The organism is uncultured Phascolarctobacterium sp. (assembly GCF_937920985.1).
GTDB lineage: Bacteria > Bacillota > Negativicutes > Acidaminococcales > Acidaminococcaceae > Phascolarctobacterium_A.
In genome coordinates this window covers 1-22158 of the sequence record NZ_CALDXR010000062.1, presented here as the reverse complement: position 1 = coordinate 22158, position 22158 = coordinate 1, and the positions used below count along the sequence as shown (strand labels likewise).

Here is a 22158-nt window from a genome sequence, read left to right as displayed (position 1 = left end):
ACGCAAATTGTCGCACAATTTATAATATAACCATAATAACCTTAAGACATTTGCTGGGACGTTGTTCCTTATACCAATTGCTTTACCGGTACATTTTGAGGGAAGTGTACCGGGATTTTTTTTGCATTATAAGCATCAGCCGGTATATGAGGATTGCCCACTGTATAGACAAGAAAGCGCAGACTGTTCACCAGCCTGCGCTTTTTTATATCTTACTAATCTATAAATGTTGTCTTTAACCGAACATAGCCGCAATCGCCTGCTCCAATGTTTTGACACGCACAATCTGTGCCTTGACAGAAGGCAACTGCAGCTTGCTGTCCGGTACAATGAATTTGCTGAAGCCCAGATTAACGCCATCCATAATCCTGCGCTCGGGCGCGCTGACGCGGCGCACCTCGCCTGTAAGACCAACTTCGCCAAAAACTAGGATGCCCTTAGGCAGAGGCCTGTTTCGATAGCTGGAAACAAGCGCTGCCGCTACCGCCAAATCTGCCGCCGGCTCATTAACCTTCATGCCACCTACTACGTTAACATAAGCATCGTAAATGCCAAAGTCTAAGCCAAAACGTTTTTCCAGAATTGCCAGCAGCATATTCACTCTGTTATAGTCAAAGCCTACTGCCGTACGTCTTGGCATGCCGTAGGGAGTTTTAGCTACCAGCGCCTGAAATTCTGCCATAATCGGCCTATTGCCTTCCATGCAGGCACCGATAACACTGCCTGCTGCTTCACCATCTCTGTCCTCCAAAAACAGACCGGCAGGATTTGCTACCTCCTGAAGACCGCCCGCCTCCATAGAGAAAATGCCGCTTTCGCTCGTACTGCCGAAGCGGTTTTTTAATGCACGCAGAACGCGAAAGGAATAGGAACGGTCACCCTCAAACTGTAGCACCACGTCCACCATATGCTCCAATAGGCGCGGTCCGGCGATAGTGCCGTCCTTAGTAACGTGACCGATGAGCAACACCGCAATGCCAGTACTTTTGGCAAACTGCAGCAGCTTAGCCGTACACTCACGCACCTGCCCCACACTGCCGGCAGCAGTCTGCAGTTCCGGATTATACATAGTCTGAATACTGTCGATAATCAGAAGCTGTGGCTTCAAGGCATTCGCCTGTGCTAAAATAGCATCCAAATCCGTTGCCGTAAGAATCAGCAGGTTATCATTGGCCTGCGCTCCGCCCAAGCGGACGGCACGCATTGCAGTCTGCTCCTCCGATTCCTCGCCGCTGACATACAGCACCTTTATTCCCTGTTGCCCGAAGCGCAGGCCTGCGTCCAGCAAAATCGTAGATTTGCCGATACCCGGCGTGCCTCCAAGCAGTACAAGGCTGCCCGGAACGACACCGCCGCCCAGCACGCGGTCAAATTCGCGAATCCCTGTTGCCAGGCGTTCTACCTTGGTTTGGGCAACACTGGCAATAGTACGCGGCCGCAACTTTTCGTTATTAGCCGGCAAATAGCTTTTACTTGCCTTGGCAGTCACTTCTGCCTCCTCCACCAGCGTATTCCAGCCGCCGCATTCCGGGCAGCGTCCCAGCCACGAGGAAGCAACATAACCGCATTCCTGGCAGACAAATCTGCTCTTAGTTCTGGCCATGCTGCGGCTCCTTTCCGCTGCTTACGGCAGCAGTCTGTTCATCTGTCACCGGCAGCTCCAACAAAAACTGTGCTCCCTCAATCGCCGTATGAAAATCCATTTTTTTATCTGCAGCCTCGGCAATAATCTTGTCACCGCTGTGGAATTTTCCAGCTAGGAACAAATCACTCAGCGGATCCTCCACCAGCTTACGCAAAGCACGGCGCAGCGGACGCGCACCATACTTGCTGTCGCTGCCTTCCTGCAGCAGCAGCTCGCGTGCCGAAGCAGTCAGCTCTATGCTGAGGCCGTTGCCTGCCAGACGCTGGTTCAGCTCACGCAGCATATTGTCGGCAATCAGCTCCAGCTCCTGTCTGCCCAAGGAATTGAAGACAAGGATTTCGTCAACACGATTTAAAAATTCCGGACGGAACACGTTCTTGATTTCAGCAAGCACCTGCTCCTTACGGTTTTTGCGCTCGCCTGCCTCATTACCGGCAAAACCCAACGGTCTGGTGTTGGTCAAACGCTGTGCACCGGCGTTGCTCGTCATAATCAGTACAGCATTACGGAAGTCTACCGTGCGTCCCTGACCGTCGGTCAGACGGCCATCCTCCATAATCTGCAACAGCAGATTAAACACATCAGGATGCGCCTTTTCAATTTCGTCCAGCAGCACTACGCAATAAGGCTTACGGCGTACTGCATCTGTCAGCTGGCCGCCCTCGTCATAGCCTACATAGCCTGGAGGTGCGCCAATCAATCTCGCTGTAGTGTGCTTTTCCATGTATTCCGACATATCGAAGCGCAGCATAGCACGTTCATCGCCAAACAGCTCCTGTGCCAATGCCTTTGCCAGCTCAGTTTTGCCTACACCGGTAGGACCGAGGAAGAGGAAGGAGCCAACCGGTCTGTTTTTATCCTTGAAGCCTGCGCGTGCACGGCGCACAGCCCTGCTTACAGCGCTTACAGCCTCCTCCTGACCGATAACACGCTTATGTAGGCGCTGCTCCAGCTGCAGCAGACGACTGCTTTCGGTTTCTGTCAAGCGTGTCAGCGGAATCCCCGTCCAGGAGGCAACAACCTCAGCTACATCCTCCGCAGTTACCGGCTGCGTCATAGCAACCTCCGCCAAGGCTTCAGCCAGCTGTGTCTGCAGCTCGGTCTCCTTGTCACGCAACTCCGCTGCCTTTTCATAATCCTGCTGCTCAACAGCCTCTTCCTTTTCCAGCTGCAGATATTCCAGCTGCTCCTGCAGCTCACGTGCTGGCGCAGATTTTTTATATAGCTTAATACGCAGACGGGCGCAGGCCTCGTCCATCAGATCAATAGCCTTATCCGGCAGGTTTCTGTCTGTAATATAGCGGTCGCTAAGCTCCACTGCGGCCTTAATGGCCTCCGGCTGAATCTGCAGCTTATGGAATTCCTCATAGCGCTTGCGCAAGCCCTGCAGCATCGCTTCGCTGATTTCTGCGCTCGGTACATCAACAAGCACCGGCTGGAAGCGTCGTTCCAGAGCCGCATCCTTTTCAATATGTTTACGGTATTCATCAACCGTCGTTGCGCCAATAACCTGCAGCTCACCGCGCGCCAGCGCCGGCTTAATGATGTTGGCCGCATCAATACTGCCCTCGGCACTGCCAGCACCGATAATCGTATGCAGCTCGTCGATAAAGAGGATTATCCGCTTATCGTCGCGTACCATCTGTAAAATTTCCTTCATGCGGTCTTCAAATTCACCGCGGTATTTGGCGCCAGCCACCAGCATGCCCAGCTCCAGTGAAAAAACAATTTTCCGCTGCAGAAAATCCGGCACGTCGCCCTTGATAATCTTCTGCGCCAAGCCTTCTGCGATAGCGGTTTTACCTACACCAGCCTCGCCGATAATTACCGGGTTATTCTTGGTGCGACGGCACAAAATCTGGATAAGACGTTCTACCTCCTTATCTCGGCCAATCACCGGGTCAATCTTGCCACGGCTTGCTTCCAGATTCAAATTACGTCCATATTCTACAAGAACCTCTAAAACATCAACCTGCTTTTCTTCTACCGGACGACGCTGCTGATTTCTGCCCGGTACAGCTTTGCGCTGGTCATCAAGCGTCTGCACCAGCTCCTTGACATACTCCAGCGTAATATCAAACTTCTGCAGCACCTGATAGGCAATGCCATCGCCAGCTGCCAGCAAGCCTACAAGCAGCTGCTCGCTGCCTACGTATTCCTGCTCCAGCTCCTGCGCGTTCTCTGCAGCACGCTCCATTACACGCTGCGCGCGTTGGCTGTACTGCGGCAGCTTAGTCTGCTTGCCGCCCTTATCCAGCCAGCCTTCCAGCTCCGTCTGTATCTCTTCGAGATTATTACATAATCTTTTCAGCAGCTTTTTGCCGGTACAATCAGGAATTGTCAAAAGTCCCCACAAAATATGCTCCGTACCAATATGCTCGCTGCCACAATCTAAAGCCTTGGTTGTTGCCAGCTCCAGAACCTTGGCCGCTGCCTCGCTGAAGCCCTCACGGGTAACCTTTTTCTTGGGCTGCGGTCCGATATTTCCGCCGCTCTTCAGCAGCTCATCTATAAAGCGTTTAGCGCCCTCCGGTGTCAGCGGCATGCCACCCATGCCCATCGGCATATAATCCTTAGCGCATTCACCGCAAAGCCATTTATCAATCTGTTTATCGCCTACCAGGCACACCATGTGCATGATGGCCTTCTTTTTATGACAAATTTCACAAAGCATCGCTTCACCTCCGTCCGGTACTATGCAGCAAGCTTACAGCCTGCTGCAAGATTTCCTTCTTCTTATCTTCATCGGCGTCAATAATCTGCAGCATATACTGCAGCAATGCGCCCTCTCTTGCCGTAATCATCTTTTGCTGCTGCAAGTGCTGCACCAGCTGCATCGCCGTAGGCGGCTTGGGTGTCTCTACAGCAGGCTGCATGCGTATAATGCGCACAAAGCCACCGCTGCCGCGCCGCGATTCCACCATAAAGCCACGCTCCGGCGTAAAACGCGTACTGAGCACATAGCTTATCTGCGAGGGAGCGCAGGAAAGACGCTCGGCCAGCTCATTGCGCTGCACAAGCACAGTATCCTCGTGCTCTCGCAGCAGCTCACCTATAATAAAGCTTTCAATTGCATCTGCTAAATTTTTCATAGTAACTCACCTTGATTATATATTTGAATATATTATATTTGACTTTTCGACTTTAGGCAAGTGAAAAATCTATGGCAGAAAAAAGCATAAAAAAAGACTACCGCAACCATACTCAGTCACGGCAATCTTTACCATTAACTTGATTAACCCTTAATAGTCTTCAGCATCTGCAAAGCCTGCACGATATCCTGCATAGTGAAATTCTCCAGAGAAGTCGCTGCAGTTTCTTTCTTTGCTTTTTCTTCACCAAATACTATCTCATCAATGCCACAATTAAAAATATTCGTCATCTTAACCAGATTTTCCAAGGTCAGACCAGCACGCCCGCTTTCGATATTACTCATATGGGTTTGCGATACACCTATACTTTTAGCCAGCTCAGTCTGATAAATATTATTCTTCAAACGCAATGTTTTGATACGTAGACCAACAGCCTTATAATCCACTTGCTTTGCCATATTAGCTCATCCCCTAACTATTTGCTGATATAGTGATGCCAGCTACATCCTACTGCTTGTGAAATGACCTTCTACATAACCGCACCCTATATAATATAACACAGCATTCTTTCAGAACCCATTCCTGCCAAGCTACCCCCTCTCCCGGAACCGGCGCTCTATTCGCACTTTAATTGTCCTTTTAACGAATGCTTAAACCAGCTTACCTAATTATATAATACACCTCTTTAAGGCATTATGCAATAATAATAATTAATATTTTAAGGCAATTAAGTTGCATCCAAACTTTTCTCCTTCTTATTCTCATTGTTTGAAAACAAAAACCATCTCTGTTTTATAAATAATTCTCTATGATTTTTTAATTGTAAAAAACAGTATAGTTCACAATAGTTTTGCAAATTCTTTGCCTTTTTGACTTTTCATAAATTGACAGCAGTAAAACTTTCTTTTACAATAAAATAAAGCAGGTCTTACAAGCTGCCTAAATTCCGTTTATTACGAAAGGAGTTATACAAATGAAAGGTATTTTAGGCGTTATCGCCGCTATTGTCATTATGGCAGCTATGTTCTTCAGCAGCTATAATGGTCTTGTAAGCATGAATGAAAATGTTACCGGCAAATGGTCACAGGTGGAAAACCAGCTACAGCGCCGTAACGATTTAATCCCTAATCTGGTAAATACCGTCAAAGGCTATGCAGCGCACGAAACGGAGGTTTTCAAGGCTGTATCCGATGCCCGCGCTAAGCTTGGCGGTGCCAAAACCGTAGCAGAAACAACTGCAGCCAACAATGAAATGAACAGTGCTCTGAGCCGTCTGCTGGTTGTTGCCGAAAATTACCCGGATTTGAAGGCCAACACCAACTTCCAGCAACTGCAGGATGAGCTGGCAGGTACCGAAAACCGTATCGCCGTAGCACGTAAGGATTACAACGATGCCGTACAAGTCTACAACGCAAAAATAAAATCTCTGCCTACCTCTTTATACGCCGGTGCCTTCGGCTTTACCGCCAAGGATTACTTCAAGGCAGATGCAGCTGCCCAAAAGGTACCGCAGGTTAAATTTTAAGCAGATAATCCCGCTAGCTGCAAGCTGCTGACGGAGGGATGATAATGAAACGTTTTATAATCTGCCTGCTGCTTCTGCTGCAAACCTTCTTCGCTGCCTATGCCAGCGCCGCGCCCGCCATTCCGCCGCGTCCGGCGGCGGGCAGCGGCATTTACGTGCAGGACTACGCCGGTGTAATCTCGGAAGAGGACAAGCAGCAAATGCTCAGCCTTGGTGCTGAGCTGGACAGCAAAACAACAGCGCAGCTGGCAGTACTGACAATTAACACGCTCGACGGAGCGCCTATTGAAGATTACGCTCTGGAGGTTCTGCGCCAATGGGGCATCGGCAGCAAGGAGCAGAATAACGGTGCGCTCATTGTCGTCGCTGTCAAAGACAGACGCTCGCGCATTGAAGTAGGCTACGGTCTGGAAGGCTCGTTGCCTGACGGTCTTACAGGACGCATCCAGGACCAGTATATGATTCCTTACTTCAAGGACGGTAATTACAGCAAGGGTATTTTGCAGGGCTATAAGGCTGCCGCAGCCAAAATTGCCCAAGGCTATAATACGGAGCTGAGCGGGGTGAAATATCAGGCTCCCGCTTCCCAACCGCAAAAAAATACAGGCTCCGGCCTGGATGATTTGCTGTTTGCTTTGGGAGTAATCGGTTTTCTTATTGTTGATAATCTTTTACTTGGCGGCTTTTTTACGCGCATCCTGCTGCTGCTGATTTTCCGCGGCGGTGGACGTGGTGGCGGAGGCGGACGAGGCTTCGGCGGCGGCAGCGGCGGTGGCGGCGGTTCGTCCCGCAGCTGGTAAAAGCAATATAAAACCAAATCAACTGCATCACTTTTCGGTGGTGCAGTTTTTTTATGCTAACTTTACAGTTAGCCGACAATACAGCCACAATGCTAAAACTCCTGCCAAGGCACAATACCCGGGCAGGAGTTTATATCATTTTATCTTATTAAACGAAATTCAGCAGTTATACCATGCCTCTGATTTTCATTGCTTCTTCCAAGCTGGCAAGAGCAACAATGTAAGCGGCAACACGCAGCGTTACATTATACTGCTTAGCTTTTTCATAAACAGCCTTAAAGGCCTTGCGCATCAATGCGTTCTGCTTTTCAATAACCTCTTCTTCCGGCCAGAAGTAACGGTACAGATTCTGTACCCATTCAAAATAGCTTACGGTTACACCGCCGCCGTTGGCCAAAATATCAGGAATAACCATCACGCCCTTAGCCTCCAGAATATCGTCAGCCTCCGGCGTAGTCGGTCCGTTTGCACCCTCGCAGATAATGCTTGCCTGTACAGCCGCCGCATTCTCCATAGTCAGCTGCAGCTCAATAGCGCAAGGCGCCAGCACTGTAACCTCCATCGCCAACAGCTCAGCATTGCTAATTGCTTTACTGCCCGGATAGCCTATTACGCTGCCTGTTTTCTTGACATATGCATCTACATCATAGCAATCAAAACCATCTTCTTTGAAGATAGCGCCGTAAACATCACTCAAGGCAATAACCTTAACGCCGGCATCACAGAACAGCTTGGCAGTCCAGCTGCCTACATTGCCGAAGCCCTGCACAGCAGCAGTTGCCTCATGCGGCTGAATTCCCTGCAGCTTCAGTGCTTCCAGTGCCGCAACAACAACGCCGCGTCCGGTAGCAGCAGTGCGTCCTAAGGAGCCGCCTACGCTGATTGCCTTGCCTGTAATAAAGCCAGGCTCATATTGACCGTTCAGCTTGCTGTATTCATCCATCATCCATCCCATAATCTGAGCATTAGTATTCATATCAGGTGCCGGGATATCACGTTTTTCACCGATAATCGGTGCAATTTTATCTATATAACCGCGTGTCAGACGCTCAAGCTCAGCTTTTGAAAGCTTTGCCGGATCTACGATAATACCGCCCTTACCGCCACCATAGGGCAAACCAGCTACGGCACATTTACAGGTCATCCAAAAGGCAAGCGTCTTTACCTCATCCATGCTTACATTCTGATGATAGCGTACACCGCCCTTTGCGGGGCCAAGGATTGTGCTGTGCTGGCTGCGATAGCCGGTAAATACCTTTGTAGTACCGTCATCCATTTTTACGGGAATAGAAACCTCCAAAGTACGTTCGGGAACCGCAATAATAGCTGCTGCGCCTGCATCAAGCTCCATTGTCTCAATCGCTTTATTCAGTGGAATTTGGGCCATTTCAAAAATATTCATAATCAAGCCTCCTTGCTTTCCAAAAGGATATAACCCCATATCCGTACTCTTATTATAACGTGTACATTATTCAGTGTCTACAGAATTTTTTGTAACCTTTCTTATATTCAAGAGCTTTTTTACTTACAAAACCATTTTGTTTACAGTAAAAACGCCAGCGAAGCCGCCGGCGTTTTACTTTAGTCTATTATAGGGAACTCATCATATACTCTGCCAAAATCAATTCCACCAATAATTTTATGCTTGTACTGCTCGCGAATCGCCCGCTCGCCCTCCTCCATATGCTTGGAGGTTATACCATAGCGACGTGACAACCACACCTCCACAAAGGCCGAAAGATTATCGCAGCCCTTAAGGACACTGCCGTCAATCGCATGGAAGCCCGGCTTGTTGTACTTGCTGCTAATCTCTTCAATACTCGTATGTACTACCTTGCCGTCAATTCTGACACGGTTGGAAAATTCATCCTGCGTATAATACAGAATATCCTCATGCCAGGTATAAGGCAAGAGCGGCAGGATCTTTTCAGCTACCATACGCTTTTCCATGCGCTTAATCAGCTCATCAAGGCCCGGTACACTGCGTTTGACCGGTGAAATAATATCGCGTGTCAGCACCTCCGGCAAATCGTGGAAAAGGCCGCAGAGGAAATCGCCCACGATACGCTCATCACAGGCTCCCAGCTTAACTGCGCAAAAATAGCCCATAATCGCTACCAGCAGTACATGCCCCATAACAGAGGTTTCAGGAACACGCGGCGACTGCGCCCAACGCTTTTGGAAGCGCAGCTGGCCGACAAGATCGATAAACTTGCTGCTCTTGCCCTTAAGCGCCAGCTTCTTTACTGCCGCCAAGTCGTAATGATCCTCCAGCTCGTTTTCTATAACAGCCTTGGTATCCTCACTGCCGTAAATACCCTCATTAAAGTGATATATCAGCTCAAATTCCCACTTCGTTGCCAGATAATGTGCTGCGCGCAAAATCTTTTTTTCCAAAGCACAGTATTGCGGATCCTCGAAATAGCACTGCATTTTCTCCATAAAGTCCTCCTGAATATCAGGAATTCTTCTACGCAGCTCCTGATAAACCCAAGCGTTAAGCTCCTTGCCATAGACACGCATCATTTCATGAAAAATCTGCGGCTTGATATCAGTCAGCACGTTACGCTGCAAAAACTCAAAAATACCGCCTTCAATCAGCAGACGCCAGTTGAGCTGCGCACCATGGTCATCCTCCTCATGGCGGGCCAGCACATACATAATCATCATCTTATGAGCCTGCTTATCAAGCTCTGTAAAGCCGCTGGGGCGGATATGCTCATTCCAACGCTGGATATGCGCTGCATCATATAAAAATTCAATAAAGCTTTTGGTCAGCATTGCTTCATCTCCCTCATAAACACGTCTACTCTTATTTAACAGCAAAAGCAGGCTTTTGGCAAGAACGCCGATAACTTTATTTTGTACCTGCATATATTAAAAGGCAGCCTCCGCCTGTGCGAAAGCTGCCCGTTAATTAACTTATGCCTTTTTATCCAGCATCTGCTCCAGTGTATGCCAGCCAAGCACGGCGCATTTAACGCGCGCCGGCATGTGGGATACATCCTGCAGCACACCTGCTTCTTCCAGCTCGTCAATCTCTTCCTCGCTGGCGGTCCCTTTAATCATGCGCAGGAAAATATCAGCAAGGCGCAAAGCCTCTTTTTCACTCTTGCCGATAACAAGATCCAGCATCATGTCAGCACTTGCCTGGCTGATTGCACAGCCACTGCCCTGAAAGGCACCGTCGACAACCACACCGTCAGCAAGCTTCAGCTTCATGGTGATATCATCACCGCAGCTGGGATTATAGCCGCGCATCTCTACATCTGCGTCAGGCAAATCATGCTTATGACCAGGATGCATATTGTGGTCGATCAAAATTTCATTATAAAAGGCTCTATTATCTGCCATAGCCCATTCTCTCCCTTATTGTAGATAAGCTGTTGATGAAGCGCTCTACATCTGCTGCCGAATTGTAGAAGGCCAGACTTGCACGGGCAGTTGCACCTGTGCAAAGGTGGTCCAGCAACGGCTGAGCGCAATGATTGCCGGCACGTATATTTACGCCGTCAGCATCAAGGATTGCAGCAATATCATGCGGATGCACGCCTTCTACCGTAAAGGTAAGAATACCCTTGTGCTCCTCTGCAGTTTTACCGCCGATAATATGCACACCGGGAATTTTCTGCATGGCATCAAAAGCTAATTTCGTCAGCGCTGCTTCGCGCGCCTCGATTACCTCAAAGCCAATGCTGTTGATATATTCGATAGCAGCATGCAGTCCGGCAGCACCGGCAGCATTTACCGTGCCTGCTTCAAACTTGTGCGGCAGCGGTGCATATTCCTGACCGTCACGACTTACAAAGCTGATCATCTCGCCGCCGCTCAGGAACGGAGGCATAGCCTCCAGCAGCTCCTTCTTGCCGTACAACACACCTATGCCCATAGGTCCGAGCATCTTGTGACCGCTGAAGGCAAGAAAATCAGCATCCATTTTCTGCACATCAATCGCCATATGCGGTGCGCTCTGCGCTGCGTCAATAACAGCAACAGCGCCAACCTTATGTGCAGCGGCAATAGCCTTAGCAATCGGGTTCAAGCGTCCCAAAACGTTAGAAACCTCTGCCATCGCTACGATTTTAGTTTTTTCGGTTACAGCAGCATCGATAGCCTCATCGCTGATGCTGCCGTCAACAGCACATTCAATGTACTTTACTACAGCACCGGTCTGCTGCGCAACCATGCGCCAGGGCAGCATGTTGCTGTGATGCTCCATAATCGTGGTAACGATTTCATCGCCGGGCTTAAGGTTAGCCAGGCCATAGCTGTAAGCCACCAGGTTCAGGCTTTCTGTAGTATTGCGGGTAAAAATAATTTCCTGCTCGCTTTTGGCATTGATGAACTTCTGCACAGCAACACGGGCATCTTCATAAATATCGGTTGCCTGCATTGCCAGGTCATACAAGCCACGCAGCGGATTAGCATTGTGCTTGAGATAAAAATCACGCTCTGCCTCAATAACGCAGGCAGGCTTTTGTGTGGTAGCAGAGTTGTCCAAATAAGCAACATCGTTAGCTGCCAGCAAAGGGAAATCCTTTTTATAATCAAAGGACAGTAAATCCTTATCATTCACCATCTGCCATCACTCCTTCCAGATAGCGCTGTACTAATTGCACAGTATCCTCGTCGTCAATCTTGCGGCACAGGGCATCAATCTTCGCCTTGGCCATCATATCAACAGCCTCCTGCTCGCTGAAGCCGCGGCTGCACAGGTAGAATAATAATTCGTCATCAAGCTTGCCGATGCTGGCACCATGGTTGCCCTGTACGTCCTCCTCGCTGCACAGAATCAGCGGAATCGTCTGGTTAACCACATCGTCGCTCAACAGCAACACTGTTTCCTTTTCGTCACCAACAGCACCGGCGCTGCCGTTTTTGAAATCAATAGTGCCACGGTAAATTTTCTTGGCACCACCCTGCAGTACGCCGTCCGCAGTCATTTCACAGGTAGTCTTTTTACCGTAATGGTTGGCGATAAAGTTCATGTCCACAGTCTGTCCATGGCGGCCGTAGTAGCCAATCGCAGCGTTGAAATCACTGCCGTCACCGAGAAGCTCAGTACGTACGCCGTTGTAGATTTTATCTGCACCCAACTGGATTTGCAAAAGCTCAAAGGCAGCATTGTTGCCAAGCTCACTGCCAACGTCGTTGATATGCAGGAAGTCTCTGCCTAAAAGCTGCACCTGCACCAGCTTAACCTTAGCGCCGGCAGCTACATCTATCTTAGTTTGTACACTAGCCTGACCTTTAGCCTGGGCTGTGGAAATATAGGTCATCAGCACAGTAACATCACTGCCGGGCTTAGCTTCGATTTCAATCTGATTATAGCAGCTTGTATTATCGGCATAACGCAGAGTAACAGCAGCTACACTCTTGCCTGCGTCAGCAACAAGACGCAGCTTTTGGCCTTCGCCCAGACTGCTAATTGCTTCACCGACGCCGCCTGCTATTTTGGCAAAATCAGTGCCATGTACTGCGCACTGTGCCTTTTCGCTGCAGCCGCAGCAATTGCTGCCCTTGCTTTTATTCAGGCAAACGCTGCCCTCCAAAGCTACACGCGGTTCACAGATATCCTGCGGCAGCTCCAAGCCGGCCAGCTTTGTTTCATTCATTTTTAACCTGTTCCAGGTCGGAGCAGGCAACTGATTAATCACTAATTCTTCTATCATGCTGCTCCTCCTTAACCTATACTGCCTTGCATTTCCAGGCGGATAAGGTTGTTCATCTCAACAGCGTACTCCAGCGGCAGCTCCTTGGAAACATTATCCGCAAAGCCGCTGACAATCATCGCTCTTGCTTCTTCCTCGCTGATACCGCGGCTCATCAGGTAGAACACCGCATCGTCACTGATACGGCCGATTTTTGCCTCATGTCCGATATCTGCGTCAGCAGTACGCACATCAATAGCAGGAATGGTATCAGAACGGGAAATATTATCCAGCATCAGGCTTTGGCAGGAAACAGAAGATTTGGCCTGCTTAGCCTTATTGGTAACAACTACGCTGCTGCGGAAGGTGCTGATACCGCCGCTCTTGGAAATAGAGCGCGTGTTGACAATGCTAGTAGTTTTCGGTGCATTGTGTACAACCTTGCAGCCTGTATCCAGATTCTGGCTGTGACCGGCAAAGGTTACGCCGGTAAATTCGCTATGCGCGCCGGTTCCGTTCAAAATACTCATCGGATAGAGATAGGAAACGTGAGAACCGAAAGAGCCGGAAACCCATTCAATAGTACCGCCCTCTTCAACCAAGGCACGCTTGGTATTAAGGTTATACATATTCTTCGACCAGTTTTCAATCGTAGAATAACGCAGCTTAGCATTTTTGCCGATAAACAGCTCTACGCAGCCTGCATGCAGGTTGGCAACATTATATTTCGGCGCACTGCAGCCTTCGATAAAGTGCAGGTCTGCGCCCTCGTCAACAATAATCAGCGTATGCTCAAACTGGCCTGCGCCCTTCGCATTTAAGCGGAAGTAGGATTGCAGCGGAATAGCCACACTGACTCCCTTCGGTACATAAACAAAGGAACCACCGGACCACACTGCGCCATGCAGTGCAGCAAATTTATGGTCAGTAGGCGGCACCAGCTTCATAAAATGCTCATGCACCATCTCCGCATAAGGTCCATTCAAGGCGCTTTCCATATCAGTATAAATAACGCCCTGCTCTTCTACCTCTTTACGCACATTATGATAGACAACCTCGGAATCATATTGTGCGCCTACACCGGCCAGACTGCTCTGTTCTGCCTGGGGAATACCCAGACGATCAAAGGTATCCTTAATATCTTCGGGAACATCCTCCCATTTACCCTGCATGTTCGTATTCGGACGTACATAGGTAACGATGTTATCCATATTCAGACCATCAATCGAAGGTCCCCAGTTCGGCACCTGCAGCTTATTATAAATATCCAGGGATTTCAGACGGAATTCCAACATCCATTCCGGATCATGCTTTTCACGGGAAATTTTTTCAACAATCTCACGTGTCAGGCCTTCCTGAATGCGGTAAGCGTCCTTATCCTCGTTACGGAAGTCGTAAAGACTTCTGTCTATATCATCAACATAGGTTTTTTCTTCCATATTTTCCCCACCAGTTATTCCTTATTCTGCAAAAACTTTTCAAAGCCATTTTTGCTGACTTCATCAACCAGCTCCGGACCGGCGTTTTTGATAATTTGTCCCTGAGCCAGAATATGAGTGTGGTCAACATGCAGTGCATCCAGGATTTTAGTATTATGAGTGATAATCAGCAATGCTCCCTGACGATGCTCCTGAAAGGTTTTAATGCCCTGAGAAACAATCTTCACTGCGTCAACGTCCAGACCGCTGTCTGTTTCGTCCAGAATTGCCAGCTTAGGATTCAGCATCAAAAGCTGCAGAATTTCTGCCTTCTTCTTTTCGCCGCCGCTGAAGCCGGTGTTCAAGTCACGCTCGGCGTATTTGCTGTCCATCTGCAGCAAAGCCATAGCCTGACGCAGCTCCTTACGGAAATCCCAAGCCTTGATGCGTACACCGCGCTGCTGCTCCAAAGCAGTTTTCAAAAAGCTGCTCAGGCTGATGCCGGGAACCTCCAACGGATTCTGGAAGGAAAGAAACAGACCTGCCTTAGCACGTTTGTCTACGGCAAGTTTGGTAATGTCTTCGCCGGCAAAATTAATACTGCCGCCCTTTACGGTATATTTTGGATTACCCATCAGCGCATAACCCAAGGTGGATTTGCCTGCACCGTTAGGTCCCATAAGTACATGAGTTTCACCGGGCTTAATATCAAGATTAATATTGTGCAGAATCTCTTTGTCCTCTACATTGACTACGAGATTCCTTACCTCTAATAAATTCTCTGCCATATTTATCCTCCAATCGAAGCAATCCGGAAGAACTGCTTCTCAAAATTTTAATTCCCACATTTCTAGTATGAATTCCATACCCTATTATAAAATTATTTTTCGCACTATGCAAGCGCTTAACGCAAATATACACCTACAATTTGCAAATATTTTGCAATACAGCGCGATAAAAATGCCTTTTAACGGTATTCTTCTTATTATATAATATTTTCAGGAAAATTTATAGTGAGGCGGGAAAATTTATGGTCAAAACAGCAAAATTCACTGTCTAAGAAAAATTTGTCCGGAAACAATGCAGAAAAAAATACAAATCGAAGCGCAGTAGCAAAAATTCGGTTAAATCGATTAATAAGTTCAAGCCCTTCGGCAAGCTTTTGCAAACTCTTCCAAAGTAAAACAGGATGCGCAAGCATATGCCTCAGCTTCGCATCCTGTTATCGATTATAATAAAAATATACGCAGCTAATGTCTGCTGATTGACAGACAGCAAGTTAGCCACATAACGAAAAAAGCACTCCATTTGCATGAAGTGCTGAATTTACGTGGTGGGCGCTAACGGGATCGAACCGCTGACATTCTGCTTGTAAGGCAGACGCTCTCCCAGCTGAGCTAAGCGCCCGTATTTGGTGACCGGTGGGGGAATCGAACCCCCGATACCGCCGTGAAAGGGCGGTGTCTTAACCGCTTGACCAACCGGCCAGGTGGCTCCCCGAGTAGGACTCGAACCTACGACGCCCTGATTAACAGTCAGGTGTTCTACCGGCTGAACTATCGGGGAATATTTTGTGATGTTTTGTGTTGCTCAACATCACGAGTGTTATTATACTAAGTCCACACGCATTTGTCAACACTTTTTTTGAACTTTTTTATGATTCTTTCAAAAAAAGTTTTCCAAAGTCGTCAAGCCGATTTGTTTAAGCAACAAAAACCGCTCAACCATGCGTGTTTCAGGCTTTTACCTTAACTACGATTTTTTGTACGTTACTTGCGATTTTTTCTACAGAACAATTAGGTCTGTGCAATTCCCACGGGAAAAAAATTGCAAAATCACCGGAATTTAATACTACGCAGTTCTTCTCCTGCGGGTCAGCGTAAAAAATTACGTCCTCTTTTTCTGCTTTATTTTCTGTTTCTACACAATCAGCTGTCAGCGGTGTATACCAAATTGTTTCCTCACCGCGAGCAACAAACTGTACATCAATATAATCGTTATGCTTTTCCGGACGGCGTTCAGCCTTAGGCTCTGTATCATATGTATTTACACGGGCGAAAATATTACGTCCGTCAATTTCATATTCACCGTTTTCTACCTTGCTGAAATCAGTCGCAGCAACGTAAGCCAAAGCTTTTTGCAAACGCTCGCTTACATACGGCAGCAGCTTTTCAATATCTTTTTTATTTCCTTGCAGCATAATTATTTTCCTCCTCTATCGTTGACGAAAGCATTGTTGATTGTTATAATATATGTAGGTTGGTCTGACGAGTGGTTCCGTCAGCTCTTCCCATAAAAATTGTTTTATTGAAGAAAAGGCTGGCGGTCATATGTCGGTCTTTTTCTTTTCTGTAATGTTACTTACAAGCCAAGATAATGGTCGCAACAAGAATGCCGAAAGCAATCATAAGACTTAAGGCTTCGTACACTCGCATAGCTCCCACCTCCCTTGAGGGGCAGCCGACGTTCGTCAGACCATTATCATTATACCAAAACTAAACTAATAAAGCGAGGTTTTTATGAGCTACTTAAATGTCACCAATGTTTCCCATTCCTTTGGCGGCCGCCAGATTTTAGAAAACGTTTCCTTTAAACTCCTGCGAGGTGAGCACGTAGGTCTTGTTGGCGCTAACGGCGAAGGCAAATCCACCTTTTTGAATATCGTAACCGGTCACGTACTGCCTGACGAAGGCAAGGTTGAATGGCCCGGTAAGGTTACCGTCGGTTATCTGGACCAGCAAAGCACCCTAGAAAAGGGCATGACTATCCGCGAGGTTCTGCGTACAGCCTTTGACGGCATGTACGCTATGGAACAGCAAATGCTGGAGCTGTACGATAAAATGGGCGATGCTTCTCCCGAAGAGCTTAATAAAATGATGAATACCGTCGGTGAAATCCAGTCTGAGCTGGAGCACAGCGGTTTCTATTCCTTAGACAGCAAAATCGAAGAGTTCGCCAACGGCCTCGGTCTTGGCAGCATCGGTCTGGATAAAGACGTCAGCGAGCTTTCCGGCGGTCAGCGCAGCAAGGTTCTGCTTACTAAGCTGCTGCTGCAGAACTCCCAAATTCTGCTGTTGGACGAGCCTACCAACTATCTGGACGTTGAACATATCGAATGGCTCACCAAATTCCTGCAGAACTATGAGCACGCCTTTATTTTGATTTCCCATGACATTCCCTTCCTCAATAAGGTTGTCAATGTTATCTATCATCTGGAAAATTGCGAGCTTACCCGTTACAGCGGTGACTACGACAAATTCCAGGAAATGTACGCCATCTATCAATCCCAGAAGGCTGCAGCCTACGAGCGTCAGCAACAGGAGGTTGCTAAGCTGGAGGACTTCATCGCCCGCAACAAGGCGCGTGTTGCTACCACCAATATGGCAAAAAGCCGCCAACGCAAGCTCGATAAGATGGAAATGATTGAAAAGCCGCGTGAAAAGCTGAAGCCGACCTTCAAATTCACCGAGGCACGTACTCCCAGCCGCTTCATCGTAGAAGCAAAGGATTTGGTGCTTGGCTATGACAGCCCGCTCACCCGTCCTGTTACCTTTAATCTTGAGCGCGGTCAGAAAATCGCTATCCGCGGTGTCAACGGCTTAGGTAAAACTACCCTGCTGAAAACTATTCTGGGTATCATTCCGCCTGTCAGCGGTAAGGTTGAGCTGGGTGAATTTCTGGAGCCCGGCTACTTTGAGCAGGAGGAACGCGAAAAGAACGAGAATACTGCTCTCGATGATGTTTGGAACGAATATCCCGGCCTGACTAACTACGAGGTGCGTGCTGCACTTGCAGGCTGTGGCCTGACCAACGAGCATATTACCAGTAAGGTTTTCGTCCTCAGCGGTGGCGAGGCTGCCAAGGTGCGCCTGTGCAAGCTGATGCTGAAGGATGTCAACTGGCTGGTACTGGACGAACCTACCAACCATCTTGATGTTGACGCCAAGGATGAGCTGAAGCGTGCGTTGAAGGAATTCAAGGGCAGCGTTCTGCTTGTTTCCCATGAACCGGAATTCTACGAGGACTGGGTAGATAAGGTTTGGAACATCGAAGACTGGACCACTAAGATTATTTAATATCGTAAGCATAAGATACAAAAGCGTTCTGCCGTAATTTTGCGGCAGAACGCTTTTTACTTGCAGCAGCTTTTTCAGCGTACACGCTTCTTAAAAATCTTAAATAAATCCGGTTTTTCCTCCGACATAAATTCGTACCCTGGCGCCAAAAGTGCGGCACGCTCGCGTGCTGCCTCCAGATCATGGAATACATCCCATTTGGAAGCCACCAGCTGCTTGCCGTACTGACGCAGCAAATACGCCGGATGATAGGTAGCAATGCAGTCAAAGCCCTGCTCCGTGCGAAACCACATACCGCGGTCGCGCGTAATGCGCATATCGGGACGTCCCAGACAATGCAGCGCCACGCTGCCCAAGGCCACGATTACCTTCGGCTGAATAATCTCCAGCTCACGCTGCAGCCACTGCTTGGCGCAAAAATCGCCTTCGGCAATATCCGGTGTACGGTTATTCTTCGGTCTGCATTTGATCACGTTCGTGGTCAACACTCTGTCACGCGTCATCTTGGCTGCCCACAGAGCCTTGTCCAGCAATTGTCCTGACGGACCGATTAACGGACAGCCGTAATCATCCTCGACCTGGCCCGGGCCCTCTCCTACAAAAACAATCGGGCTTTCGGGATTACCGTACCAGCCCACGGGTGCAATAGCATCCTGACGTAAGGGGCAGGCTTGACAGTTTGCCAGCTCGCCCTCCAATTCACTTAAATCCATACTCTCATCCTCCACTATTTTAACGTTCTAATATCCCAAGTGAGCTCCATGCTGCGTTACAATAAACGGCAGCTGCTCGCACAAGGCTTCACGTGCCTGCCATAGGTTCTCACCCGCAGCCTGGATATTGCCGACAGCCGGCGATACCTTGCGTCCGAAAGCGCCAAGCGTCAGCATGCGACCATTTTTATCAAACAACCCTTGCTCCAGCGTCAGATACCAATAGCCCTCCTTCGGTGCCTGATTACCTTCTATTCCGCAGACGAGCATATATTCTGCACCGGCATCTCTGCTGAGCTTCAGTAAATCCTGCGTTGTATAGGCATCCTTTGGCAGATTGCGTTCCATAATAATATAGCTTGGCAGCATTTTGCGATATTCGTCAAGTACAAAACGCTTGATATCCGTTACATAGGCCAGCTTTTTCAGACTGTCGGAAGTGTTTACCCAAACAGCTACCACCGGCTGCTGCGTAATTTTTCTATCCGTAACAGGCTCCAATCGTCCCATGCTTATCTGTTTGTCACGCTCTTTATAGTATTCGCTGATACTGTAATCAAAATACATAGCCATAGCATGCTGCAGATTGCTGATTTTATTGGAAAGGCTGTACTTCACCGGCTCGCCGAACTGCTTATAGCCGCCGAAAAACGTCTGCAGACTTCCCGGCACAGGATCCGCTGTGTTACTGATACGCACAAGCTTAATCTTATTACCGTACTGCTCTGCAAATACGCTGTTGCCAACTGCCGGAGCGCCAAAGGTTATAACAACAAACTTTTCCTTAGGCATTCCCAGACTCACCAAACGCTCGCCCAACAGCGTCGCTGTCGCTCCGCCAAGACTGTGACCTGTAAGTACAAGATAAGCATCAGGATCCTCGCTTACACGCTTGAACAATCCACGCAACTTGCTGTTCTCATCAACTACGCCACTGCGCAGCACGGCATCCACATAGCTGTTAAAGCCTGCATGCACTGCCGCGCCATCCTTAGGCACAGGCTGCGCCGCCAGCTCCTGCATCTCCGCTAAGGTCGAACCGCCGTAATTAACCTTTTTCGTCTCCAGATTAATCTTCCAGTCACTCTTGCTGGCACTGCCGCGGAAGGTTACCAGATATATTTGCTTATTAATTTGCGGAAAATAATTTTTGGCTACAGCATAATTCAGCTCTACCTTGCCGTCATTTCCCTGCTGGCTTTCAATCTGCCAGCCATAGCTGCGCAGATAGTCAAACTCCTGGGAAGTATGCGGCAAATAAACACCCAGACAGGATGCTGCTGCGATTGTTGTAAAATAACTCTGCACGTAGGCAGAGCTTACCGGGTTAGGTGACGCTGCATACGTCATCGTATCCAAGCCGAAAAACAGACATATAATTGTAAGTAAACGCATAAGCTTAAGCATACTGCACCTCCTTGTAACATACCATTGCTATTATTATAACACAAAATCCCGAACCTCTTGAAGAGATTCGGGATTTTACTTTACATATACTGTTATATGCTTACCTTACAATTATTCTCCAAGGCCTTGGACAAATTCATCCACACCCTTACCGGGAGCAACCATCGGTACTACCATATCCTTAGGATTGATATCAACCTCAATTACATAGGTATGGTCCTTATCTAAACCACGCTTTACAGCAGCAGCAAAATCTTCCGGTGTTGTGACATGCTCGCCTTCCAAACCGAAGGCTTCCGCATATTTCACAAAGTCAACATAGCCCGGGCATTCGCAAGCCATAAAACGCTTATTGAACTGTACAGTCTGCAGCTGACGTATCATACCCAAGCCGCTGTTATTGAAAACAACGGAAACTACAGGAACATTGTTGCTTGCTAATGTAAACAGCTCGCTGCCGGTCATTTTATAACCGCCGTCACCGCTGATACAAATAACCTTTTTATCCGGGCAGGCAAATTTTGCGCCCATAGCGGCAGGCAGACCAAACCCCATTGTTCCCAGTCCGCCGCTGGTAATCAGCTGACGTGCATATTCCACCTTCAAATGTTGTGCCGTAAACATCTGATGCTGACCTACATCAGTAGCAACAAAATAATCCTTACCCTTTAAGAGCGGGTTCAGCGCTTTAATAAAGAGCGGCGCAGTATTATTTCCATAATCCTCATCCATGCTCGGCCAGGTCATAATTGTATCCCACCATGCTTTTATATCATGAGATTTACAGCCCTTATCGAGCATTTTCAGGATAGTGCGCATATCACCGGCAATATCAATGCTGCTCTCAATATTCTTGTTTAATTCAGCAGGATCAATATCAATATGGATAATCGTTTTATGCGCGCTGTATTTATCACGGTCACCGGTTACACGGTCATTAAAGCGTGTACCAACCGCCAGCACCACATCAGCATTAGAGATAGCACGATTCGCACGTTCGTGTCCGTGCAGGCCGCTCATGCCCAAAAACTGCTCGCGATAGGAGCTGATGCAACCCAAGCCCATCAGCGTGCTGGCTACAGGCAGATGCATTTTTTCGCAAAGATGCACAGCTTCGTATTCCGCACCGGAGATAGCTACACCGCCGCCAACAAGCATCACGGGACGTTCAGCCTTGTTCAGCGCAGCTACAGCTGCAGCAACCAAATCCTTTTGCGGTATAGCAACTGGCAGCTCGCGCAGCTTGCTCGCATGATATTCCATCATGCTCGTCTGCACATCATGCGCTACATCTACAAGTACAGGGCCCGGACGACCGCTTTTCGCCATCTGAAAAGCCAGGCGCATGGTCTGTGCCAATTCTTCCGGCTTATTGACCAGAAAATTTTGCTTGGTAATCGGCATAGTAATACCGGTAATATCTACCTCCTGGAATGCATCATGACCGATCATGCTGCTTTTTACCTGTCCGGTAATAGCCACTACAGGAATAGAATCAAGAAATGCATTCGCCAGACCTGTTACGAGATTCGTCGCACCGGGACCGGAGGTAGCACAGCACACGCCAACCTTGCCGCTGGCACGTGCATAGCCATCAGCAGCGTGTGCTGCTCCCTGTTCATGCGCTGTCAGTACATGCTTAATATTTTTTACATCACGCAGCACGTTGTAAAACGGCAGTATAGCACCACCGGGATAACCAAAAATTGTAGAAACGCCTTCTTCCTCAAGGCATTTCACCATAACTTCCGCACCAGTAAGCTGCATAGTGTTATACTCCTTATATAATGTATTTAGGTTGATAAAGGTAACCTATAACCCTTATTGACTG

19 protein-coding genes and 3 tRNA genes are annotated in these 22158 nt (G+C 48.3%); 3 read left to right on the top strand and 19 right to left on the bottom strand.

What is annotated here, in order from left to right:
* Nucleotides 1-235: 235 nt before the first annotated feature.
* The 4 genes from radA to Q0612_RS11140 form a co-directional block, all read right to left on the bottom strand.
* The gene (gene radA, locus Q0612_RS11155) at nucleotides 236-1603 is read right to left on the bottom strand and encodes a DNA repair protein RadA (protein WP_298884710.1); all 1368 of its coding nucleotides are present in this window, start codon (nucleotides 1601-1603) and stop codon (nucleotides 236-238) included.
* Complete coding sequence (locus Q0612_RS11150) at nucleotides 1590-4319, bottom strand: ATP-dependent Clp protease ATP-binding subunit (protein ID WP_298884707.1); 2730 nt, start codon at nucleotides 4317-4319, stop codon at nucleotides 1590-1592. The genes radA and Q0612_RS11150 overlap by 14 nt, the downstream gene beginning before the upstream one ends.
* Before the next feature lie 4 nt (nucleotides 4320-4323).
* Nucleotides 4324-4737, bottom strand: a complete 414-nt coding sequence (locus Q0612_RS11145; RefSeq protein ID WP_298884704.1) for a CtsR family transcriptional regulator — start codon at nucleotides 4735-4737, stop codon at nucleotides 4324-4326.
* 143 nt (nucleotides 4738-4880) lie between these two features.
* Nucleotides 4881-5195, bottom strand: a complete 315-nt coding sequence (locus tag Q0612_RS11140; protein WP_293821660.1) for a helix-turn-helix domain-containing protein — start codon at nucleotides 5193-5195, stop codon at nucleotides 4881-4883.
* 515 nt (nucleotides 5196-5710) lie between these two features.
* Here Q0612_RS11140 and Q0612_RS11135 point away from each other — a divergent pair.
* Together Q0612_RS11135 and Q0612_RS11130 are read left to right on the top strand one after the other, a co-directional pair.
* Nucleotides 5711-6262, top strand: coding sequence for a LemA family protein (locus tag Q0612_RS11135; protein WP_298884700.1), 552 nt, complete (start codon nucleotides 5711-5713; stop codon nucleotides 6260-6262).
* A 44-nt stretch (nucleotides 6263-6306) separates the two neighbouring features.
* Nucleotides 6307-7062, top strand: coding sequence for a YgcG family protein (locus tag Q0612_RS11130; RefSeq protein WP_298884697.1), 756 nt, complete (start codon nucleotides 6307-6309; stop codon nucleotides 7060-7062).
* Between the two features lie 166 nt (nucleotides 7063-7228).
* Here Q0612_RS11130 and Q0612_RS11125 read toward each other — a convergent pair whose 3' ends face one another.
* The 12 genes from Q0612_RS11125 to Q0612_RS11960 form a co-directional block, all read right to left on the bottom strand.
* Entirely contained in the window at nucleotides 7229-8464 is a 1236-nt protein-coding gene (locus Q0612_RS11125) for a Glu/Leu/Phe/Val dehydrogenase (protein ID WP_298884694.1), read from the bottom strand.
* Nucleotides 8465-8643: 179 nt separating this feature from the next.
* Nucleotides 8644-9843, bottom strand: a complete 1200-nt coding sequence (locus Q0612_RS11120; RefSeq protein WP_367181739.1) for an HD domain-containing protein — start codon at nucleotides 9841-9843, stop codon at nucleotides 8644-8646.
* Nucleotides 9844-9984: 141 nt separating this feature from the next.
* The gene (sufU, locus tag Q0612_RS11115) at nucleotides 9985-10416 is read right to left on the bottom strand and encodes a Fe-S cluster assembly sulfur transfer protein SufU (protein WP_293391910.1); all 432 of its coding nucleotides are present in this window, start codon (nucleotides 10414-10416) and stop codon (nucleotides 9985-9987) included.
* The gene (locus tag Q0612_RS11110) at nucleotides 10406-11641 is read right to left on the bottom strand and encodes an aminotransferase class V-fold PLP-dependent enzyme (protein WP_298884687.1); all 1236 of its coding nucleotides are present in this window, start codon (nucleotides 11639-11641) and stop codon (nucleotides 10406-10408) included. The genes sufU and Q0612_RS11110 overlap by 11 nt, the downstream gene beginning before the upstream one ends.
* A complete protein-coding gene (locus tag Q0612_RS11105) occupies nucleotides 11631-12734 on the bottom strand; it encodes a SufD family Fe-S cluster assembly protein (protein ID WP_298884685.1) in 1104 nt (367 codons plus the stop codon). Before Q0612_RS11105 ends, Q0612_RS11110 begins: the two co-directional genes overlap by 11 nt.
* An 11-nt stretch (nucleotides 12735-12745) precedes the next feature.
* Entirely contained in the window at nucleotides 12746-14152 is a 1407-nt protein-coding gene (gene sufB / locus Q0612_RS11100; protein ID WP_009145554.1) for a Fe-S cluster assembly protein SufB, read from the bottom strand.
* 14 nt (nucleotides 14153-14166) lie between these two features.
* Entirely contained in the window at nucleotides 14167-14919 is a 753-nt protein-coding gene (gene sufC / locus Q0612_RS11095) for a Fe-S cluster assembly ATPase SufC (protein ID WP_009145555.1), read from the bottom strand.
* A 543-nt stretch (nucleotides 14920-15462) separates the two neighbouring features.
* Nucleotides 15463-15538: transfer RNA gene (locus Q0612_RS11090), tRNA-Val, on the bottom strand.
* Nucleotides 15539-15543: 5 nt separating this feature from the next.
* A tRNA-Glu gene (locus Q0612_RS11085) sits at nucleotides 15544-15618 on the bottom strand.
* A gap of 3 nt (nucleotides 15619-15621) precedes the next feature.
* A tRNA-Asn gene (locus Q0612_RS11080) sits at nucleotides 15622-15697 on the bottom strand.
* A 169-nt stretch (nucleotides 15698-15866) separates the two neighbouring features.
* Entirely contained in the window at nucleotides 15867-16331 is a 465-nt protein-coding gene (locus Q0612_RS11075; protein WP_298884680.1) for a YhcH/YjgK/YiaL family protein, read from the bottom strand.
* 157 nt (nucleotides 16332-16488) lie between these two features.
* On the bottom strand, nucleotides 16489-16566 hold the full coding sequence (locus Q0612_RS11960; protein ID WP_222859551.1) for a putative holin-like toxin: 78 nt from the start codon (nucleotides 16564-16566) through the stop codon (nucleotides 16489-16491).
* A gap of 84 nt (nucleotides 16567-16650) precedes the next feature.
* On the opposite strand from Q0612_RS11960, the gene Q0612_RS11070 reads away from it, so the two are divergent.
* The gene (locus Q0612_RS11070; protein ID WP_298884677.1) at nucleotides 16651-18207 is read left to right on the top strand and encodes an ABC-F family ATP-binding cassette domain-containing protein; all 1557 of its coding nucleotides are present in this window, start codon (nucleotides 16651-16653) and stop codon (nucleotides 18205-18207) included.
* Between the two features lie 74 nt (nucleotides 18208-18281).
* Here the strand turns inward: Q0612_RS11070 and Q0612_RS11065 are convergent, their stop codons facing one another.
* The 3 genes from Q0612_RS11065 to ilvB all read right to left on the bottom strand — a co-directional run bounded on the left by Q0612_RS11065 (nucleotide 18282) and on the right by ilvB (nucleotide 22094).
* The gene (locus Q0612_RS11065) at nucleotides 18282-18920 is read right to left on the bottom strand and encodes a uracil-DNA glycosylase family protein (RefSeq protein ID WP_298884674.1); all 639 of its coding nucleotides are present in this window, start codon (nucleotides 18918-18920) and stop codon (nucleotides 18282-18284) included.
* Nucleotides 18921-18947: 27 nt separating this feature from the next.
* Nucleotides 18948-20327 carry a lipase family protein gene (locus tag Q0612_RS11060; RefSeq protein ID WP_298884672.1) on the bottom strand — a complete coding sequence of 460 codons (1380 nt, stop codon included), beginning with the start codon at nucleotides 20325-20327 and terminating at the stop codon, nucleotides 18948-18950.
* A 111-nt stretch (nucleotides 20328-20438) separates the two neighbouring features.
* The gene (gene ilvB, locus Q0612_RS11055) at nucleotides 20439-22094 is read right to left on the bottom strand and encodes a biosynthetic-type acetolactate synthase large subunit (RefSeq protein WP_298884670.1); all 1656 of its coding nucleotides are present in this window, start codon (nucleotides 22092-22094) and stop codon (nucleotides 20439-20441) included.
* Between the last annotated feature and the right edge of the window lie 64 nt (nucleotides 22095-22158).

What these genes read in the sequence shown, in the direction of transcription:
- sufC (WP_009145555.1), bottom strand. Translation starts at nt 14,919, where the DNA reads ATGGCAGAGAATTTATTAGAGGTAAGGAATCTCGTAGTCAATGTAGAG.
- Q0612_RS11130 (WP_298884697.1), top strand. Translation starts at nt 6,307, where the DNA reads ATGAAACGTTTTATAATCTGCCTGCTGCTTCTGCTGCAAACCTTCTTC.
- Q0612_RS11960 (WP_222859551.1), bottom strand. Translation starts at nt 16,566, where the DNA reads ATGCGAGTGTACGAAGCCTTAAGTCTTATGATTGCTTTCGGCATTCTT.
- Q0612_RS11110 (WP_298884687.1), bottom strand. Translation starts at nt 11,641, where the DNA reads ATGGTGAATGATAAGGATTTACTGTCCTTTGATTATAAAAAGGATTTC.
- Q0612_RS11150 (WP_298884707.1), bottom strand. Translation starts at nt 4,319, where the DNA reads ATGCTTTGTGAAATTTGTCATAAAAAGAAGGCCATCATGCACATGGTG.
- Q0612_RS11060 (WP_298884672.1), bottom strand. Translation starts at nt 20,327, where the DNA reads ATGCTTAAGCTTATGCGTTTACTTACAATTATATGTCTGTTTTTCGGC.
- Q0612_RS11135 (WP_298884700.1), top strand. Translation starts at nt 5,711, where the DNA reads ATGAAAGGTATTTTAGGCGTTATCGCCGCTATTGTCATTATGGCAGCT.
- ilvB (WP_298884670.1), bottom strand. Translation starts at nt 22,094, where the DNA reads ATGCAGCTTACTGGTGCGGAAGTTATGGTGAAATGCCTTGAGGAAGAA.
- Q0612_RS11125 (WP_298884694.1), bottom strand. Translation starts at nt 8,464, where the DNA reads ATGAATATTTTTGAAATGGCCCAAATTCCACTGAATAAAGCGATTGAG.
- Q0612_RS11120 (WP_367181739.1), bottom strand. Translation starts at nt 9,843, where the DNA reads ATGCTGACCAAAAGCTTTATTGAATTTTTATATGATGCAGCGCATATC.
- Q0612_RS11145 (WP_298884704.1), bottom strand. Translation starts at nt 4,737, where the DNA reads ATGAAAAATTTAGCAGATGCAATTGAAAGCTTTATTATAGGTGAGCTG.
- radA (WP_298884710.1), bottom strand. Translation starts at nt 1,603, where the DNA reads ATGGCCAGAACTAAGAGCAGATTTGTCTGCCAGGAATGCGGTTATGTT.
- Q0612_RS11105 (WP_298884685.1), bottom strand. Translation starts at nt 12,734, where the DNA reads ATGATAGAAGAATTAGTGATTAATCAGTTGCCTGCTCCGACCTGGAAC.
- sufB (WP_009145554.1), bottom strand. Translation starts at nt 14,152, where the DNA reads ATGGAAGAAAAAACCTATGTTGATGATATAGACAGAAGTCTTTACGAC.
- Q0612_RS11065 (WP_298884674.1), bottom strand. Translation starts at nt 18,920, where the DNA reads ATGGATTTAAGTGAATTGGAGGGCGAGCTGGCAAACTGTCAAGCCTGC.
- sufU (WP_293391910.1), bottom strand. Translation starts at nt 10,416, where the DNA reads ATGGCAGATAATAGAGCCTTTTATAATGAAATTTTGATCGACCACAAT.
- Q0612_RS11075 (WP_298884680.1), bottom strand. Translation starts at nt 16,331, where the DNA reads ATGCTGCAAGGAAATAAAAAAGATATTGAAAAGCTGCTGCCGTATGTA.
- Q0612_RS11140 (WP_293821660.1), bottom strand. Translation starts at nt 5,195, where the DNA reads ATGGCAAAGCAAGTGGATTATAAGGCTGTTGGTCTACGTATCAAAACA.
- Q0612_RS11070 (WP_298884677.1), top strand. Translation starts at nt 16,651, where the DNA reads ATGAGCTACTTAAATGTCACCAATGTTTCCCATTCCTTTGGCGGCCGC.